The sequence below is a fragment of the Carboxydothermus ferrireducens DSM 11255 genome (assembly GCF_000427565.1).
In the GTDB taxonomy this organism is placed as follows: domain Bacteria; phylum Bacillota; class Z-2901; order Carboxydothermales; family Carboxydothermaceae; genus Carboxydothermus; species Carboxydothermus hydrogenoformans.
Window position 1 is genome coordinate 15,210 of record NZ_KE386562.1, and the last position, 17,468, is coordinate 32,677.

The 17,468-nt window shown below is 40.7% G+C and carries 20 protein-coding genes, 1 tRNA gene and 3 pseudogenes; 20 read left to right on the forward strand and 4 right to left on the reverse strand.

The genetic code is table 11. The annotated features are described in order from the left end of the window. Nucleotides 1-215, reverse strand: a 215-nt coding sequence (locus CARFE_RS16350) for a hypothetical protein (RefSeq protein WP_034542168.1), incomplete at its 3' end; no start/stop codon positions are given. Nucleotides 216-828: 613 nt separating this feature from the next. Here CARFE_RS16350 and CARFE_RS0113210 point away from each other — a divergent pair. The 6 genes from CARFE_RS0113210 (at nt 829) to CARFE_RS16240 (ending at nt 4,754) form a co-directional block, all read left to right on the forward strand. Beyond that, nucleotides 829-1,032, forward strand: coding sequence for a dehydroquinate synthase/iron-containing alcohol dehydrogenase family protein (locus tag CARFE_RS0113210; RefSeq protein ID WP_028053073.1), 204 nt, complete (start codon nt 829-831; stop codon nt 1,030-1,032). Further along, on the forward strand, nt 954-1,124 hold the full coding sequence (locus tag CARFE_RS16950; protein ID WP_456064306.1) for an iron-containing alcohol dehydrogenase: 171 nt from the start codon (nt 954-956) through the stop codon (nt 1,122-1,124). Before CARFE_RS0113210 ends, CARFE_RS16950 begins: the two co-directional genes overlap by 79 nt. A 39-nt stretch (nt 1,125-1,163) precedes the next feature. After that, on the forward strand, nt 1,164-1,646 hold the full coding sequence (locus CARFE_RS0113215; protein ID WP_028053074.1) for a flavodoxin: 483 nt from the start codon (nt 1,164-1,166) through the stop codon (nt 1,644-1,646). 242 nt (nt 1,647-1,888) lie between these two features. After that, nucleotides 1,889-2,863: an iron-containing alcohol dehydrogenase gene (locus tag CARFE_RS15285; RefSeq protein WP_281170191.1), complete on the forward strand. Its 975-nt coding sequence runs from the start codon at nt 1,889-1,891 to the stop codon at nt 2,861-2,863. A gap of 184 nt (nt 2,864-3,047) precedes the next feature. After that, entirely contained in the window at nt 3,048-3,494 is a 447-nt protein-coding gene (locus CARFE_RS15290; protein WP_051250334.1) for a MerR family transcriptional regulator, read from the forward strand. Between the two features lie 1,104 nt (nt 3,495-4,598). After that, a complete protein-coding gene (locus CARFE_RS16240; protein ID WP_154652774.1) occupies nt 4,599-4,754 on the forward strand; it encodes a hypothetical protein in 156 nt (51 codons plus the stop codon). A 629-nt stretch (nt 4,755-5,383) separates the two neighbouring features. Here the strand turns inward: CARFE_RS16240 and CARFE_RS0113245 are convergent. Next, entirely contained in the window at nt 5,384-5,644 is a 261-nt protein-coding gene (locus CARFE_RS0113245; protein ID WP_028053075.1) for a hypothetical protein, read from the reverse strand. 258 nt (nt 5,645-5,902) lie between these two features. Here CARFE_RS0113245 and CARFE_RS16075 point away from each other — a divergent pair. The 3 pseudogenes from CARFE_RS16075 to CARFE_RS16890 form a co-directional block, all read left to right on the forward strand. After that, a pseudogene (locus CARFE_RS16075) lies at nt 5,903-6,094 on the forward strand (IS21 family transposase); the annotation flags it as partial. After that, nucleotides 6,089-6,229: pseudogene (locus tag CARFE_RS16245) on the forward strand (ATP-binding protein); the annotation flags it as partial. The pseudogenes CARFE_RS16075 and CARFE_RS16245, both read left to right, overlap by 6 nt. Nucleotides 6,230-6,323: 94 nt before the next feature. Beyond that, a pseudogene (locus CARFE_RS16890) lies at nt 6,324-6,479 on the forward strand (tyrosine-type recombinase/integrase); the annotation flags it as partial. Between the two features lie 189 nt (nt 6,480-6,668). Here CARFE_RS16890 and CARFE_RS0113250 read toward each other — a convergent pair. After that, nucleotides 6,669-6,743, reverse strand: a tRNA-Thr gene (locus CARFE_RS0113250). A 230-nt stretch (nt 6,744-6,973) separates the two neighbouring features. On the opposite strand from CARFE_RS0113250, the gene CARFE_RS0113255 reads away from it, so the two are divergent. The 7 genes from CARFE_RS0113255 (at nt 6,974) to CARFE_RS0113285 (ending at nt 15,427) form a co-directional block, all read left to right on the forward strand. After that, the gene (locus CARFE_RS0113255; RefSeq protein ID WP_028053076.1) at nt 6,974-8,089 is read left to right on the forward strand and encodes a methyl-accepting chemotaxis protein; all 1,116 of its coding nucleotides are present in this window, start codon (nt 6,974-6,976) and stop codon (nt 8,087-8,089) included. A 147-nt stretch (nt 8,090-8,236) separates the two neighbouring features. Next, nucleotides 8,237-9,886: a long-chain-fatty-acid--CoA ligase gene (locus CARFE_RS0113260; protein ID WP_034542169.1), complete on the forward strand. Its 1,650-nt coding sequence runs from the start codon at nt 8,237-8,239 to the stop codon at nt 9,884-9,886. Beyond that, nucleotides 9,883-10,893, forward strand: a complete 1,011-nt coding sequence (locus CARFE_RS0113265; RefSeq protein WP_028053078.1) for a 2-hydroxyacyl-CoA dehydratase family protein — start codon at nt 9,883-9,885, stop codon at nt 10,891-10,893. Before CARFE_RS0113260 ends, CARFE_RS0113265 begins: the two co-directional genes overlap by 4 nt. Further along, the gene (locus CARFE_RS0113270) at nt 10,893-12,107 is read left to right on the forward strand and encodes a 2-hydroxyacyl-CoA dehydratase subunit D (RefSeq protein ID WP_028053079.1); all 1,215 of its coding nucleotides are present in this window, start codon (nt 10,893-10,895) and stop codon (nt 12,105-12,107) included. The genes CARFE_RS0113265 and CARFE_RS0113270 overlap by 1 nt, the downstream gene beginning before the upstream one ends. A gap of 20 nt (nt 12,108-12,127) precedes the next feature. Then, nucleotides 12,128-12,892 carry an acyl-CoA dehydratase activase gene (locus CARFE_RS0113275; protein WP_084138967.1) on the forward strand — a complete coding sequence of 255 codons (765 nt, stop codon included), beginning with the start codon at nt 12,128-12,130 and terminating at the stop codon, nt 12,890-12,892. Nucleotides 12,893-12,904: 12 nt separating this feature from the next. After that, nucleotides 12,905-14,143 (forward strand): acyl-CoA dehydrogenase family protein, encoded by a 1,239-nt coding sequence (locus CARFE_RS0113280; RefSeq protein ID WP_210432968.1) that lies wholly within the window; start codon nt 12,905-12,907, stop codon nt 14,141-14,143. A 93-nt stretch (nt 14,144-14,236) separates the two neighbouring features. Next, nucleotides 14,237-15,427 carry an anaerobic nitric oxide reductase flavorubredoxin gene (locus CARFE_RS0113285; RefSeq protein WP_028053082.1) on the forward strand — a complete coding sequence of 397 codons (1,191 nt, stop codon included), beginning with the start codon at nt 14,237-14,239 and terminating at the stop codon, nt 15,425-15,427. Between the two features lie 88 nt (nt 15,428-15,515). On the opposite strand, the gene CARFE_RS16780 is transcribed toward CARFE_RS0113285, so the two are convergent. After that, nucleotides 15,516-15,644 (reverse strand): hypothetical protein, encoded by a 129-nt coding sequence (locus tag CARFE_RS16780; protein ID WP_257020433.1) that lies wholly within the window; start codon nt 15,642-15,644, stop codon nt 15,516-15,518. A gap of 189 nt (nt 15,645-15,833) precedes the next feature. On the opposite strand from CARFE_RS16780, the gene CARFE_RS15300 reads away from it, so the two are divergent. The 4 genes from CARFE_RS15300 to CARFE_RS0113310 all read left to right on the forward strand — a co-directional run bounded on the left by CARFE_RS15300 (nt 15,834) and on the right by CARFE_RS0113310 (nt 17,459). After that, on the forward strand, nt 15,834-16,277 hold the full coding sequence (locus tag CARFE_RS15300; protein WP_051250336.1) for a C-GCAxxG-C-C family protein: 444 nt from the start codon (nt 15,834-15,836) through the stop codon (nt 16,275-16,277). Nucleotide 16,278: 1 nt separating this feature from the next. Continuing rightward, a complete protein-coding gene (locus CARFE_RS0113300; protein ID WP_028053083.1) occupies nt 16,279-16,725 on the forward strand; it encodes a ribonuclease HI family protein in 447 nt (148 codons plus the stop codon). Nucleotides 16,726-16,769: 44 nt separating this feature from the next. Further along, on the forward strand, nt 16,770-16,985 hold the full coding sequence (locus CARFE_RS0113305) for a hypothetical protein (protein ID WP_034542170.1): 216 nt from the start codon (nt 16,770-16,772) through the stop codon (nt 16,983-16,985). Between the two features lie 99 nt (nt 16,986-17,084). Beyond that, nucleotides 17,085-17,459, forward strand: coding sequence for a carboxymuconolactone decarboxylase family protein (locus CARFE_RS0113310; RefSeq protein ID WP_011343781.1), 375 nt, complete (start codon nt 17,085-17,087; stop codon nt 17,457-17,459). Nucleotides 17,460-17,468 lie beyond the last annotated feature (9 nt).

Consider the following 17,468-nt stretch of genomic DNA (forward strand, 5'->3'; position numbering starts at 1 on the left):
GCGTAATCAAGCTTTTCTCCATGTTCCTTTAGCGTCATTTTAATTTCCGCAATTTCCTCTTTGATTTGCTGGTTGGAAATTTTAAGTTCGTTAACGTCACTTCGTAATTCTTCGACAGCTGCATTAGTATTTCCTACAATCCGGATTAATTCGGTAATCATTCTTGCCATATGGTCTAATTGCGTTTCAAGCCTATTAAATCTTTCTTCGGACATAAAATCACCCGTTCTAAATTAGAATTCTTTTAAAAAAATAATACCATATTTTAAAAAAATTAAAAACAAAAAATTTTTACAGCGAAGTTATGGTTCGTTAAAAAATTAAGCCTCCGGGCGAACCCTGGAGGCGCATTTCCCAAATCTCTTCCGAATATGGCATCAACCCCTCCATCCTAAACCGGTGGAGAAATGTAGCCCTATAAAACTGCCTCCCCTCTTCATCGATAAGCCTAAACCGCTCAAGCTTATACCATCACCCGGTGCCCCCTTCTCCAGAAGAAATCGCCATGAAACACCTAAGCGATTAGGCCCTAATGTAGCGTCAAGATTTCAAATGTCAAAAGGTGTATTGACTTGAAGTTAACTCCAGCATGTACACTCTGATTATGGAGGTAAAATAAACTATGACAATTGCAGAAGGAATTAAAAACTTGATAAGCTGGACATCAAAATTGCAGGATACGAAAATACCGTTTTGGATGTTGAGAAAGAATTATCACAAACGGAGGGATGAATATGAGTTTTAATATGTTTGTACCCACAAGAATATTGTTTGGAATGGGGCAATTGAATAACCTGCATATTCAAAAAATGCCAGGCAAAAAAAGCCATGATTGTGATTTCGGACGGTAAATCCGCCAAAGAAAACGACTACCTGAGCCGTACCGAGGAACAGCTTCGTATTGCCGGGGTGGAGACTGTCGTATTTGACAAGGTAGAGGCAAATCCTGTGAAATCCACTTTAAGGCGGGCGGATCTTTTGCTCGGGAAAATGGTTGCGATTTCATCGTGGCGCTGGGCGGCGGTAGCGTGATTGACGCCGCAACCTATTCCAGATCTAATAGAAGAGAATGTAAAACTCATAAGGGAAGCTCTGGGAGAATAATAGCTAAAAATCATCTCTAAATAATTTTGTTGCAGAAAGCTTAGGAAAGGAGAATAAATATGGTTAAACAAATTCTTATTGCATATTTTACTTGGTCCGGAAACACGCGTAAAATTGCAAATCTAATTCACGGGGAGGTTGGTGGAACTATCTTTGAGATACAACCTGAAGTACCGTATCACAGTTCATACAATGCGGTTGTGGAGCAAGCAAGAAAAGAAATACAGAGAGGTTATAAACCTGCATTAAAATCGAAAATTGATCATATTGAATCTTATGACATAATTTTTATTGGTTCACCCAATTGGTGGAATATGATAGCTCCGCCAGTTGCAACATTTTTATCTGAATATGATTTGTCAGGAAAAATTATCGTGCCTTTTTGTACCCACGGCGGAGGGGGTAAAGGGCGAATGATTAGTGATATTGTGAAACTATGTCCTAAATCAACTATCCTGGAGGAATTTGTAGTATATGGGAGTGGCGCAGGAGACGCTCAAGCTAAGCTGTCCGCATGGCTACGCAAAATAGGCATTATATAAGTTGTTAACGACCTGTAGGAAGGAGGGGTACTATGAAACGAGTTGAAAGAAGTGAAAAGAAATTCAAACAGTTGTTTGGTGACATGGAATTCTTCCGGCGCGAATTTCAAAAAGGTAATTGACTTGGAGTTAACTCTATGCCTTATGATGTCAATATAAAAATATTGAGGAGGTGCTATTATGCTAAACTTTGATTTTTACAACCCAACACGTATTTTATTTGGTAAGGACAGGCTTGAGGTATAGAGCTAAATCCTCGTTGTGAAACATTGGTAAAAGCAGTAGAAATTGTGCGCAATGAGAAAATTGATTTTTTGCTCGCGGTTGGCGGGGGTTCTGTTATCGATGGAACTAAATTTATAGCACTTGCTTCTTGTTACGATGGAGACCCTCGTGACCTGTTGAAATACGGTTTGGCACCTATTCCTTTGGATGTAGTAGGAAAAGCAATTCCTTTAGGTACGGTGCTTACTTTGCCTGCTACCGGCTCTGAAATGAATAACGGAGCTGTAATCAGCTATGGGCACGGAAAATACCCCGTTTTAAGTGAGTTAATTTTCCCTAAGTTTTCGATATTAGATCCGACCATTACTTTTACACTTCCCAAGATTCAGGTGGCCAATGGAGTGATTGACGCATTTGTACATGTAACTGAGCAATATCTCACATATCCTGTGGGTGCCAGGGTCCAGGACCGAATCGCTGAGGGTATCTTGCAAACATTGATTGAAATAGGTCCAACGTCAGTTGCTGAACCCGAAAATTATGAGGCCCGTGCAAATCATGTTTGGTGTGCTACTCTTGCATTGTGTGGGATAGTCGGTGCTGGAGTTCCGCAGGATTGGGCGACTCATATGATCGCACATGAACTTACCGCATTATTTGGTATTGATCATGGACAGACTTTAGCGAACGTATTGCCAGCATTACTAGAGGTACGTCGCGAACAAAAACGCGCTAAACTTCTGCAATATGCAGAACGTGTATGGCATATAGAGAGAGGCAACGAAGAGGAAAAGATAGACCTAGCAATTCAGAAAACCAGAGAGTTTTTTGAAAGCCTTGGTGTAAAAACTCGTTTGTCCCAATATGGCATTGGAGCCGATAAAATACCGGTTATTATTGAACAGCTGAAGACTCATGGGTGGACAGCGCTCTCGGAAACTCAGGATCTTACATTGGACATAAGCCAAAAGATTCTTGAAAGAGCACTGTGATTTTCTTCCATAACTTATGCCCTTTTATGCTGACCAAACAGCTTGCAGTCGAACTCTTAAAAGACAGACGTAAATTACACTCTGTCTCTTTAAATAGTAGTACGGATAGTGCTACTATTTAAAAGCTCTTGACTTGGAGTTAGCTCCAAGCGTTATATAATATCGAACATCGAGGTGAAACCGCATGACGATTGCAGAAGTAAGCAAAAAATTTGGCCTTTCACCAGATACACTCCGTTATTACGAGCGTATTGGGTTGATCCCCAGGGTACATCGCAACGAAAGCGGCATCCGGGATTATACGGAAGAAGACTGCAGATGGATAGAATTCATCAAATGTATGCGTAATGCAGGTGTTCAAGTTGAAGCGCTGATCGAGTATGTCGCGCTGTTTCAGCAAGGCGACGCAACTATCGAGGCCAGAAAACAGATCCTAATCGAGCAGCGCGAGCAGCTCCTTGCCCGCATTGAAGAGATGCAGAAGGCCCTGGAAAGGCTTAATACTAAAATTGAAGAATTTGAAACTAAGATTCTCCCTGCGGAAAACAAACTAAAGAGGTCGGAGAATTTACATAATGTTGTGAACTTGCAAATTAATTTGGCATCCATTTTTCAAAATAAAATAACATAGAAAGAAAACATGTATAAAACTTTAGGATTTACTGCTGAACAAATTGAAATATTAACGGAAGACCCCAATTCATAAGATGGGCGGTTATAAATATTCCCGAATAAATATCACCAATGCCCGGAGAAGATGAAAAATGGCTAAAAGAAAACGGGTATGTTTTAAAAATTTAACAGGAGTCTAAATCCTACTTTAAGCTTTGAGGGTTAAAACGATGTTTAATCTAAGTAATTAAGGTTGAACAATTTTAAGATTGTGAAGTTTTACATCGTGATTTANTAATTTTAAAAGGGCGTAATCAAGCTTTTCTCCATGTTCCTTTAGCGTCATTTTAATTTCCGCAATTTCCTCTTTGATTTGCTGGTTGGAAATTTTAAGTTCGTTAACATCACTTTTAAGTTCGTTAACATCACTTTTAAGTTCGTTAACGTCACTTTTAAGTTCGTTAACATCACTTTTAAGTTCGTTAACGTCACTTTTAAGTTCGTTAACATCACTTTTAAGTCCGTTAACATCACTTTTAAGTCCGTTAACATCACTTCGTAATTCTTCGACAGCTGCATTAGTATTTCCTACAATCCGGATTAATTCGGTAATCATTCTTGCCATATGGTCTAATTGTGTTTCAAGCCTATTAAATCTTTCTTCGGACATAAAATCACCCGTTCTAAATTAGAATTCTTATAAAAAAATAATACCATATTTTAAAAAAATTAAAAACAAAAAATTTTTACTGCGAAGTTATGGTTCGTTAAAAAATTAAGCCTCCAGGCGGGACCTGGAGGCGTTGATTTTTTGGAGCCGATGGTGGGATTCGAACCCACGACCTAAGCATTACAAGAACTATTTTAGCACTCCTAAAAATATTTAACATAATTTAACAAACCGTGAAAGCCTGTACTTTTATTTTGCCAAAAATACTCCACGGTTAAACTTTTTGATATTTCACTATATATTTTCTTAACACTCATAAAATAGGTTGCCATTCATATAAAATTTCCTTCCTTAAATCTTCCGAAATAGTTTTAAAGCAAAAAGCGCATAAATTAAGAAATGTTGCAAAAAAGACTTTACGTTTATAAAAATTAACTAAAGGGAGGTTTTACTATGGAGCGCATAGCTAAAATAAATAAAAAAAGAACCACTTTTAAAAGGGTTCGGCATTATAGTATAGAAGAAACCTCAGCTATTAGCCCAAGAGAAAGGGCAAAAAGAATAATTGAAAGATATCGTCCAGTTTTTGATGAGTTAGCTAAAAGGTAAAGGTAAAAGGGGATAAAATATATAACAGTTGAAGATATTTTAGAGTATCACGAAATCTTTTCTCGAAATTAATGGATATAGACTTAATTCATCGTATGAGGAAATAATAGAATATACTGTTGCAATTGCTGAACATAAGGTATCATTTGAAGATGTTAAGGCTTGGCTAAAACAACACTGCGTGAAAATAGAAAAATGATTAGCTTTAATTTTATCAAATTAACACGCCCTAGCATTTATTTCCCTCCGATCCTTTGATGTGGTATCAGGAGGGATATTTCGCCAGTAGGTGAGTCATTTCCTTTTCGTTGTTCCTGGGTCAATTATACACCGGCGGTGACACTTCAATAAACCAAGACTTACCTGTTATGGCAGTTAATGTGGGGCAACCCGTCCAGGACGGAAACTGATTTCCGCTTTTCCTGTATGAAGTTGCCACATATGCCAGAATGTATAAGGTACCATCAAAGCAAAGTTGACTATTCCCCAGTACTTCATAAACTCTGGATTTTACCACGGGGTTGCATCTCAAAAATCTAAAGCTTTTTCGTCGAGGACAATTTCCAGATAAAAAGTTAGGTCAGACTTAAAAAGTTGCGAAATAACTCAACTGTTTAAGCCTGACCCTCTTATCCTCCCACTCTTAAAAACTTCTTTCTGTAATTTTTAATTAGCTCTTCACAGATTTCCTTATCGCCGCTAAAAATAATTCGTGTGCGTGGTCGAGATATCTTTCCTAAAGTCCTCGGTTCTTCAGGAACGAGCTCCACTACCCATCCCTTACCAAGATATTTATGTTTGCCTTCTTTTTTCTCACAGATATTCTCAAAATACTCTTCGATTTCTGATAAACTTATCCCGCTATCAATTTCGTAGGAAAACTGCTCCACACTTTGTCACTCCTTGAAAGTAGTAATTTCCGTATGCAGAATAGGAACGGTTCATTTGCTTGCGCTAGAGTTTATTGTTAGTATAAAATATTTCTTCTTTATCCTCAATTATCCGAAGGTGTGATTACCATTAAACACCAGAAATAATCAAGTAAAAATGGAGGAAAAAAGTAGAAAATGACGAATAAAATTCAATATATCTGATAATGAGGTGGTAAAAATGCCGGGCGAAATCAATGCCGAAAAGAAAAGCCAGAGAACACCAAGAATACGGTAAGAAAATACCTCAGAGCAGAGGACATTCCTGAAAGGAAACTCCATCTCAAAAGAGGTTCAAAGCTTGACCCATATAAAGATACCATTCAAGAGCTCATGAATCAGGGGATATTCAATTGCGCAGTCATTTACGAAAAAATCAAGGAAGAAGGCTACACCGGAGGTTGCACTATTGATCCGGTGATTGCCACTGCGGTGTTGGATAGGCTATTACACCATGCCCATATAATCAACATAAAGGGCAACAGCTACCGCTTAAAGGAGAGGTTAAAAACCGGTCTCTATGGTAACCCACATGTCAAAGCTTAATTTTAAAAAAAGCCAGGATGGGTCAATTTAAAACCGTTGAAAATGGGTCAATTTAAATCCGCTATTGACACTTTGATATGAGTTTCGCTTTCTTGATTCAAGACATGCAAGTGCTACCTTTTTGTACAAGCAGGGTATTGATTTAAAAGTAGTCTCCGAACGTCTTTGGCATAGTTCAATAAAGACTACTACCGATTTTTATACGCATGTTATTAATGAGAAACATCGTAAAAACTGCACAACAATTTGAAAATGAATTGAGTAGGCTTTTATGTAAGTTTAAGGAAGTAAAATAAAGGCTGCCTTATATTAGTAGGTAGTCTTTAAATTTTTAGTATTAAAACTTAGAATTAAAACCATGATTGTTTTTAAATTGTATAAAAAAATAGTTGGAATAAAAAATTAAGCTTCCGGGTAAATCCCAGAAGCCTTGATTTTCTGGAGCCGATGGTGGGATTCGAACCCACGACCTACGCATTACGAGTGCGTTGCTCTGCCCCTGAGCTACATCGGCAACAACATTGCATTAATATTTTAGCGGGAAATAAGGTGGTAGTCAACTAACAAAGAGATTTTTTTTGAATTTTAAAAAATGGTAAGAAAAATTCTAATAAAATATTTAAACAAAAACTTGTACTACTTACTGCAAACGAAAAAATATGAAATAATGAATCAGATTCAGAAGGAAAAATAAAAAATAAATCGAATTTATTAGAAAATTAAAAATTGATCAGGGGGATGGGGATGGAAATAAAAAATTTAACTTTAAAGAAATACCTTTTGCGCACCGTTCTTTTTGCCGTTCCGGGGGCCGGTTTGGTAGGGTATTTATCTGGTTTGTTAGCTTTTAAAATTTATATACCTGTGGTTATCGGGATGGCTGGTGGGGCAATCATTGGGCTTGTGATAAGCTACAGCAATTTTAAAAGAATTATCCAGCCTTTAAAAGAAATGCTTCTGGAGATAGAAACTTTAGCAGAAAAAAATAAAGATTTGGGAATCACCGATTTAAATACCGTAGATGATTTAAAACAATCCTTTAGCAAAATTTTAAAGGGGCTTACGCTGGAACTTCAGGAAATTACCAAAACAATTAATAATACCGTCTTAAGTCTGGTAGATACCACTTCCGAAACTTCTGCGGGGATTGAAGAGGTAGCGGCTTCAACCCAGGAAATAAATTCAAGCCTGGAAGAAATAAATGAAACCATCCGCAATATTGCGCGGCTGGCCGAGGAGCTGGGAGATAAACTTACTAAAGGTCGAGAAAGTTTAGACCTTTTTAGCTCCGAAAACGCGAAAATCCAAAATAGTCTTACGGTTGCTACAAAATCCATTAATGAACTTTTTGCCCACACTCAGGAAATTAATGTGGCCTTAGAACTTATTACCGAAATTGCGGCTCAAACCAACCTTTTAGCTTTAAATGCAGCTATTGAAGCAGCACGGGCCGGAGAAGCAGGGAAAAGCTTTGCGGTGGTAGCCGAGGAAGTTCGCAAACTTGCTGGAAAATCAAAAGATGCTGCCGAAGAAATCAAAGGGATTATTGATCTTATTTTTAAAAATATGAACGAAGCTCAGGAAAAGATGAATGAAACCTTTACCATAGCTACCGAAAGTACTGCTAAAACTTCCTTTTTACAAACTGAACTGCAAGGGGTTATGAGCCTCTTACCCGACTTGTTACGCCAAAACCAATCCTTACCCGCTCATATGCAAAATATTACTGAAGCTGTAAATAATGTAGTAGCAGCGACCAATGAACAGTCAGCGGCGATGAATAATGTCCAGAAAATGGCTGAGGAGACCCGGGGATTAATTACCAGGCTTGAACAGTTACAAAATAAATTTACCTTATAAGCTGCCGTAGGGCAGCTTTTATAATACCATTCACCGGGTAAAAACTACCGTTTAGAAGCCTATATGGCAATTGGGTTAATAAAGATTGTACTGAGTTTTATTCAGGGATAAATTTATTAAAAATATTCCTAAATTGGGAGGGTGTTTATGGATTATAAATACCCCTGGGTTAAACATTATCCACCTCATGTTCCTTTAAGTCTGACCTATCCGGAAACTCCCCTTTATGAGCTTTTAAAGCAAACGGCCCAAAAGGTAAATAACACTGCTTTAATCTTTTTTAATAAAAAATTATCTTACAGCGAATTAACAGAATATATTGAAAATTTAGCGGTAAATTTATCCCGTTTGGGCTTGGAACCGGGGGACCGGGTGGGGATTATGCTACCCAATTCGCCTCAGTATGTAATTGTCTATTTTGCCTTAATGGCGGCTGGGATGATTGCGGTCCCCTTAAATCCGCTCCTGTCGGCAAGAGAACTAACTTATATTATTGAAGATGCCGGAGTCAAGGCTATTTTTGCCTTAAATCTTTTTGCGGAAAAGTTAAAAAACCTTGATAGTGTAAAAATAATTTATACAGCAATTGCCGATTTTTTAGCGTTTCCTTTAAATTTTCTTTTAAAACTTAAAGAAAAAGCTCCTTCAGTAAAAATCGATAATGAAAAAGTCTTTGCCTTAATGCCCCTTTTAAAAAATACCGGAAGCAAAAATTTTAGACCAAAACAGCGGGACCTTAAAAAGGAACCGGCGGTGATAATTTACACCTCCGGCACTACCGGTAAACCCAAAGGGGTTATGCTCTCGGAGTATGCCCTGATAGTCAATGCCTTTCATGTCAAGGTCTGGGGAGATTTGGTGCGGGAAGATGTGATGTTAACAGTCTTACCGATTTTTCACGGTTTTGGCATGAGCGTTTGCATGAATGCTCCTCTTTTAACCGGCTCTTCGGTGGTGTTACTTCCGCGGTTTTCGGTGGAAGAGTTTTTTAAGGCGGTAGCAAAACACCGGCCAACGTTGTTTGCCGGGGTACCCACCATGTTTGTAGCAATGTTAAATCATAAAGATTTAACCAAATACGATCTTTCCTCTTTTAGAGGTTGTTTTGTTGGGGCGGCGGCCATGCCTCCGGAGGTCAAGGAGCAGTTTGAAAAAATGACCGGCGCTCAGGTTTTGGAAGGTTATGGTCTTACCGAGGCGGTAACCGCTAAATGCTGCAATCCCTACCGCGGTGTAAATAAAACCGGCAGCATTGGGATACCTTTCCCCGATACGGTGATGGAAATTGTTGATGCGTTTACCGGAGAGCCTTTGCCGCCTGAAGAAATAGGGGAAATACGGTTAAAAAGTCCCGATTTGATGCTGGGCTATTACAAGCAGGAAGCTGCGACCCGGGAAGTGATTAAAGATGGCTGGCTTTATACTGGAGATATTGGCCGGATGGACGAAGATGGTTATTTTTATATCGTCGACCGCAAAAAAGATTTAATCATTACCGGAGGTTTTAATGTTTATCCCCGGGAAGTGGAAGATGTTCTTTACTCCCATCCCGATGTTAAAGAAGCCTGCGTGGTGGGGATTCCAGACAATTATTACGGGGAAGTGGTCAAAGCTTATGTGGTGTTAAAAGAAGGGGCTAAGACTTCGCCGGAGGAGCTAAAAGCCTTTTGCCGGGAAAACTTAACCCATTATAAAGTGCCTAAAATCATTGAAATAAAAGATGATTTACCAAAAAGCGCGATAGGTAAAATTTTGCGGAGGGCTTTAAAGGAAATGGAGAGTGAGGCCAGGCAATGAAATTAAACTATTTTTGCAGTTACTGGCCGGTGGAAATATCAGAAGGAGCGGGGATTTCTACGGTCCGTTATTTCCCGGCCGATGAAAGCAAAGCTCCGGTTAGGCTTCCGGCTTACTGTTGTTCCTATGCCAGGGGAAGCCTTGCCGAAATTGAAGAGGAAGGAGACGGTAACTTTTGGGGATTTGCCCACAGTTGCGACACGATGCAGTGTTTATATGGTATTACTAAAAGTTTACTGGGAAACAACCGGGTTTTTCTTTTCGTTCCGCCGGTTGATTTAACCACCGCTTTTGCCCGGGAATACTACCGGGAAGCTTTAATTTATCTCTGGCGGGAACTTTCCCGGAAAAGCGGAGTCAGGGGTGAGGAAAAGTTAAAGCTTACCTGGAAAAAGTTGAAGGAGTTAAGAAATAAGGTTAAATCTTTGGAAAACTTGACGTCAATTATTCCTTCCTCCGAAATCTTTGAGATTTTAAAAAAGCTTCAGACTCTGCCGCTGGATGAGGCTTTGGAGTATTTTGAATTCAAAGAGGCGGAATTTACCAGTTTATATGTAACTCAAAAGGCTATAGGGATTATTTTAACCGGAGCGGTAGTCACTAACAGTAAACTTTACCTTGCTTTAGAGCAACAGGGATTCAGGGTATTTTATGATGATACCTGCACCGGCTTTCGCCATTTTGCGGGAGATATGGAGGATAAAGACGATATTTTGGAGGCCATAGTTTATTACTATCTTTCAAAACCCCCCTGTCCCTGCAGGCATAAGGGAGTATGGGCGAGGGCGGAGTATTTAAAAAATCTTTATCATAACAAAAACGCCCGGGCCATTGTACTTTTACAAAATAAATTTTGTGACCCCTTTGCCTGGGATGTTCCCTATTTAGTGGACTACTTTAAAAAACAGGGAGTTCCGGTTTTAGTTTTAGAGGTGGAAGGCGGAGAAATCGGCGAGCAAAATAAAACTCGCCTCCAGGCCTTCCGGGAAAGGGTGGGTGGAGGGTAATGGCTAAAAAAATCTTTAAGCCCCTTAAGGCTTCAGAGAAAATGAATAAAATTTTAAAAAATCATTATTTGAAAGCAAAGTATTTGCCGACGCTGGGAAAATTTTTTGGTTATAAAACCGCCTGGATTACCAGCGGAGCTCCTGTGGAACTACTGCGGGCCTTTGGCATAGAGCCGGTTTATCCGGAAAATTACGGTGCCATTTGCGGTGCCCGCAAGGTTTCGCCGAGTCTTTGCCAGGTAGCGGAAAACAGGGGTTATTCTCTCGATTTGTGTTCTTATGCCAAGAGTAATCTCGGAAGTATCTGGAATGCAAAAGAAAGCCCTTTTAAAGGTTTACCCCGGCCGGATTTACTGGTGGTTTGCAACAACATTTGCGGGACGGTTTTAAAATGGTACGAAACTTTAAGCCGGGAATTTAATATTCCCCTTTTTATCATTAATACTCCTTTTATTACCGGGGAACCTCAACCCTGGCAAATCCAGTACGTGGCCAAACAAATAGAAAAACTGGCGATTGAACTGGAAAAATTTTTCCGAAAAAAGTTGGATTTAAACCGTTTGGAAAAAGTAATTCTCCTTGCCAATGAGACGGTGGATTTATGGAAAGGGATAAGAAATTTTGCCAAAAATAAACCTTCGCCGGTAAACGTTACCGATTTATTTATTAATCTGGGACCAATGGTGGTTTTAAGGGGTACCGAAGTTGCCCGGGATTTTTACGAAGAAGTTTACCGGGAAGTAGAAGAAAGGTACAAAGCCGGGATTCCGGCGGTAGAGGGGGAAAAATACCGTTTAGTCTGGGACAACATTCCCATCTGGTACGGACTGTACCGTTTTTACGGTTATTTTGCCGAAAGGGGAGCGGTTTTTGTTACCGATTCCTATACCGGTGGCTGGGCGGTCAATATAAAAAAAGGTCCTCCCTTTTATGCATTGGCCGAGACCTATACCGGTGTCTTTTTAAACCGGGATTTAGAATTTCGCAAAAATCAGTTGCAATCTTTCATCGAAGAATTTTCCGCCGATGGCTTTGTCATGCACTCCAACCGTTCGTGCAAAGCCTATTCCTTTGTGCAGGAAGAAATTCGGCGGCAAATTATGAAAACGTTAGGCGTGCCGGGGTTAATTGTGGATGCCGATATGACCGACAGCCGGCTTTATTCCGAAGAAACGGTTTTAAACCGGGTTCAGGCTTTTCTGGAGAGTCTATAGAGAAAAAAGGGGGGGAGATTTTGTATCTTGGAGTTGATATTGGTTCGCTTACGACCAAGGTTGTCTTAATTGACCGGGGAAAAAATCTTATAGCTTATAGTTACAGTAAAACCGGACCTGCCGGGAAGGAAACGGCCGAGCGGTTAATTCAAGAGGTCCTGATGAAAGTGAATATTTCCCGGGACAATATTCAGGGGATAGTTGCTACCGGCTACGGCAGGGTCCTGTTTTCCGGAAAGGAGTTTTCGGAGATTACCTGTCAGGCCCGGGGGATTGGGCATTTATACCCGGAGGCAAAAACGATTATTGATATTGGAGGCCAGGATAGCAAAGTAATTTCTCTGGGGAAAAACGGAAAGGTGCTGGATTTTGCCATGAACGATAAATGTGCCGCTGGCACCGGGCGCTTTTTGGAGGTGATGGGTCAGGCCCTTGAAGTTAGTCTGGAAGAGATAGGGCAACTTGCTGAAAAAAGCCAGGAGGTGGCTAAAATATCTTCGGTTTGCACCGTTTTTGCCGAATCGGAAGTGATATCCAATTTATCCCGGGGGCAGAGCCGGGAAGCGGTAGCCCGGGGAATTTGCGAGGCGGTGGCGGCCCGAACGGCTATCCTGGCGCAAAAAGTAGGGGTAGTAGAACCGGTGGTGTTTACCGGTGGGGTGGCTAAAAATACTGGAGTTGTGGCGGCTTTAGAGCGAAAGCTTGGGGTTAAGTTATTAATTCCGGAAGATTCTACGATTACCGCAGCTCTGGGGGCGGCTTTATTAGCCGCTGAAAATTCTTAAAGAGGGGTGAGGATGATGCATGAACATCTTTGGACTGAAACGCAAAAGAAGTTAAGGGATGAGGTGCGCGACTTTGTTAAGTGGGTACCAAAGGAGTTACTGGTAGCCATGGATGAAGACCGGGTGCAGTATCCCCGGGAGTTTTTGGTGGAAGCGGGAAAAAGAAATCTTTTGGGTCTGCGTTTTCCCAAAAAGTATGGCGGTCGGGGACTGGGCTGGCAGGAAGAATATATTGCTCTGGAGGAAATAGGGGTACTGGGAACTTCCCTTGCCTGCCTGTATTCATTGGTCAGTATTGTGGGGGAAGCAATTAACACCTTTGGTACCGAAGAGCAGAAGGAAAAATATTTAAAGCCTACCCTTGCCGGAAAAATGTTTACTGCTGAAGCTTTGACCGAGCCCCGGGGTGGTTCGGACTTTTTTGGAGCAACTACTTACGCTAAAAAAGAAGGGGACTACTATATTTTAAACGGGCAAAAGCGTTTTGTGGTAGGAGCGGAAGGTGCCGATTACTTTTTTGTTTATGCCAAAACCGACCCGGATGCACCGCCTCATAAATCATTAAGTGCTTTTATCGTGGAGAGGGGCCCCGGGGTAGAAGTGGGTTATGTTTACGGACTCCTTGGCACCCGTGGAGGAGGAGCTGGACGCATTGTTTTTAATAATGTACGGGTGCCCAGGGAAAATTTAGTGGGAAAAGAAAACGGTGCGGCGGAAATCTTTTACCAAATGATGGTGCCCGAAAGGATGACCAGCGCTATTGGAGCGATTGGGCTTGCCGCTGGAGCTCTGGATATTGCTGCTCGCTATTCTACCCGGAGGAAGGCTTTTGGCCGGAAAATTCGGGAATTTCAAGGGGTTAGCTTTAAAATTGCCGAAAGCTTGACCGAGCTTGATGCAGCACGGGCTTTAACCTATATGACCGCCCGCTTAATAGACCAAGGAGTTGAACCTTCGGAACAGCGGCGGCTGGTGTCCGAAGCCAAGAAGTTTGCCACCGAAATGGCCTGGCGGGTGACCAATAACGCCATGCAGGTTATGGGTGGCATTGGTTATACCAATATTTATCCCATTGAAAAAATGGTTAGAGATAGCCGGATTTTGATGATCTGGACCGGTACCAGTGAAATCATGAACTTAATTATTCAACACGAGTATTATAAAAAGCTGCAGGAAAAAAGCATGGCCGGCAGAAACCTTGAAAAAGACGCCAAAGAAGCGGACCGGGTAGAGGAGAAGATATACGAATAAAAATTATAGCTCCTTTTGGGGCTTTTTTTCTTTTTGTGTTTTAAATTAAAATTTATGGTATATTAAAATTATAAAACAAAGGGAGGTGTCTGAATGGGAGTTAAAATTAGCGATTCCGTTACATATGTTGGCAAGATTGATTGGGAGCTTAGACGGTTTCACGGAGAAGAACTTTCTACCCACCGGGGGTCAAGTTACAACTCGTACTTAATTAGGGATGAAAAGGTGGCATTAATTGATACTGCCTGGATCAAATTTGACAAAGAGTATGTAAAAAAGCTTTCGGAGGAAATTGACTTAAATAAAATCGACTACGTTATAGCCCTTCACGGGGAAATAGACCACAGCGGAGCCTTACCGGAATTAATGCGCCATATTCCCGATAAACCCATTGTTTGTTCGGCTAATGCCGTTAAGTCGTTAAAAGGCCACTACCACCAGGACTGGAATTTCCAGGTGGTTAAAACCGGAGATACTCTGGAGCTTGGCAGCAAAAAGCTTATCTTTATTGAAGCCCCGATGCTTCACTGGCCTGACAGCATGATGGCATACTTGACCGGGGAAGAGATTTTGTTTTCCAATGATGCCTTTGGCCAGCATTATGCCTCGGAAAGTCTGTTTAACGACTTAGTGGACCAGCACGAGCTTTTTGAGGAAGCCTTAAAATATTACGCTAACATCCTGGCGCCCTTTAGCGCCCGGGTGGTAAAGAAGATAGAAGAAGTGCTGGCGTTAAATTTGCCGGTAAAAATGATTGCCCCCAGTCACGGGATAATCTGGCGGGATAACCCCCTGCAAATAGTTAATAAATACCTGGAGTGGGCTAAAGATTATAAGGAAAACCAGATCACCATTATTTACGATACCATGTGGGATGGCACCCGCCGGATGGCCGAAGAAATAGCCCGGGGAATTAAAGCGGCGGATCCGGAGGTTACGGTGAAGCTTTACAATTGTGCCCGATCGGATAATAACGATATTGTGGTGGAGGTATTTCGCTCCAAGGCAATATTGGCGGGCTCACCTACGGTCAACCGAAATATTTTGTATAACTTAGCCGGACAGCTGGATTTAATTAAGAGCTTGCAGTTTAAAGGGAAAAAAGCTTCTGCTTTTGGCGCTTACGGCTGGAGCGGTGAAGGAGTTAAAATCATTACCGAGATTTTAAAGGAAGCGGGTTTTGAAATTGTAATGGAGGGTATAAGAGAGCTCTGGAACCCCGATGAAGAAGCTTTAAAACGTTGTTTTGAATTTGGGAAAAATTTTGCCCAGGCAGTAAAATAATTTCAGAAAAAAGAATGTAGATAAGGGCGCACTCCTGTGCGTTCTTTTTTTTTTGCAGGAGTTGGCCCTAATTTTGAGAAGAGGTGTTTTAATGTTTTTCGTTTTCTTGACTTTTTGCAGCTAAGATTTGGGTTACCGGGTCGTCGACGGTTACTGCCATTTCTGGCATATCGGGCTTTTTCTTTTTATTATTGTTTTTTTCCTGCTTTTTTGCCATATAAATAGCCTCCTTTTCAATTTATTTTCTCAAGTTTTCTTCTACCTCCTGACACTTCCCGTATTAGTTTTTGTATGGAAGAGAGTTTTATGCATTTTAAAAATGTACGGTTGCACACACTGCAATAATTTACTATAATACTTTATGTAGCGAAGTAAAAGTGACGAAATACACAAGGAGGCGCTGACGATGGCTGTGGAAAAACTTCAGTATAACGTGGAAAAAGTAGCACAAAAAGCGGTTTACAATTTTGTGGAAGATAGTTACAATTGTGCTGAAGGGATAGTTGCTGCTTTTTCGGAGGAAATGGGTTTGGCTGCGAAAACCTATACAGCATTAGCCATGCCCTTTGGCGGAGGTATCGGTAGCCTTGGTCATATGTGCGGAGCTATTTCCGGAGGTTTAATGATGCTTGGCTTAAAAGGTGCGCAAAAGGGCTTAAAAAAGCCGGAAATTCGGGAATTAGCTCAGAAGCTTTACAAGGGCTTTGAGGAAAAATTTGGTACCGTTAGCTGCCACACCTTAACCCGGCATGATTGTAACGATGCCAGTTCTGCTCCTTATGATATAAAAAACTGCGCACCTTATATTGAATATGTGGTTTATAAAGTAAATGAACTCCTGGGGGATTAAGATGAAGTATAAAGTTCATATCGATGGGGGTTCCCGGGGAAACCCGGGGCCTGCCGCTTCTGCTATGGTTATTTATGACGAAAACGGGGAAGTCCTGTATGAAAAAAGCAAATATTTAGGTATAACAACAAACAACGTGGCGGAGTGGGAAGCCCTGAAAGGGGCTTTTTTGGCTTTGACCTTTCTTGCTCAAAAGCATGGTAAGGTTGAAGCCGAGATTTTTGCTGACAGTGAACTCATGGTTAAGCAGTTTAACGGGCAGTATAAAGTAAAAGATGAAAAGTTAAAGGAAATATACGCTGAAGTAAAAAAATTGGCAGCAAATCCTGCTCTAAAAGTAACTTTGTCCCATGTCTACCGGGAGAACAATAAAGCTGCGGACCGACTTGTTAATCTTGAATTGGACCGGCAGGAAAATGCAAACATTGACAGCGAAATTATAGAATAGTATAATAGAACAAAAAATTGCGAAAAATGGAGGGGAGCGGCATTATGGATTACGCCGAAATGAGTTTGGAGCAGCTCCAGGAAGAGCTAAAAAAGCTTAAAGAAACCCTTGAAGAGGTAGAGGAAGAAAAGTTTTTTGTTTTAGGGCAGAGCGGTTTTCATGTATCGGGGGGCAAAGTAAAACAGTACGAACAGGAAATTTCTGAGCTGCAGGCGAAAATTAAAGAAGTGGAGAGGTTAATAAAGGAAAAAAGCAATTAAGAGTTGAGCCCTGCTTTTTTTCAGGCAGGGTTTTACTTTTCTGGACAACGGGGTAAAAATAATAATAACCATATCATGATCATAAAAGGGGGTATTTTAATGGAAGATCGGGTAATGCCGATTGCAGAAGAAAATTTACCGGAAGAATTAAAACCCATTTATGAAAATTTTAAGCAAAATTTTGGCGAGGTTCCGTTACCGATTAAAGTAATGGCCAATAATCCGGCTTATTTAAAATTGTTTGTGCAAAAGCATAAAGTACTCTGGGAAGAAAACTCGCTTGATCCCAAAACCAAAGTTCTTATTGCTCTGGTTATTTCCACTTTAAATAACTGTGAATTTTGCATTAGAAATTATACGATGCAGGCAAAGAAATTGGGGATATCCGATAAAGAGATAATTGAGGCAATTAGTTTAATTGATTTAGTTGGCAGCATGAATCACTTTAACAATGGAATGCGGATTAAACCGTGAAAGATGGGG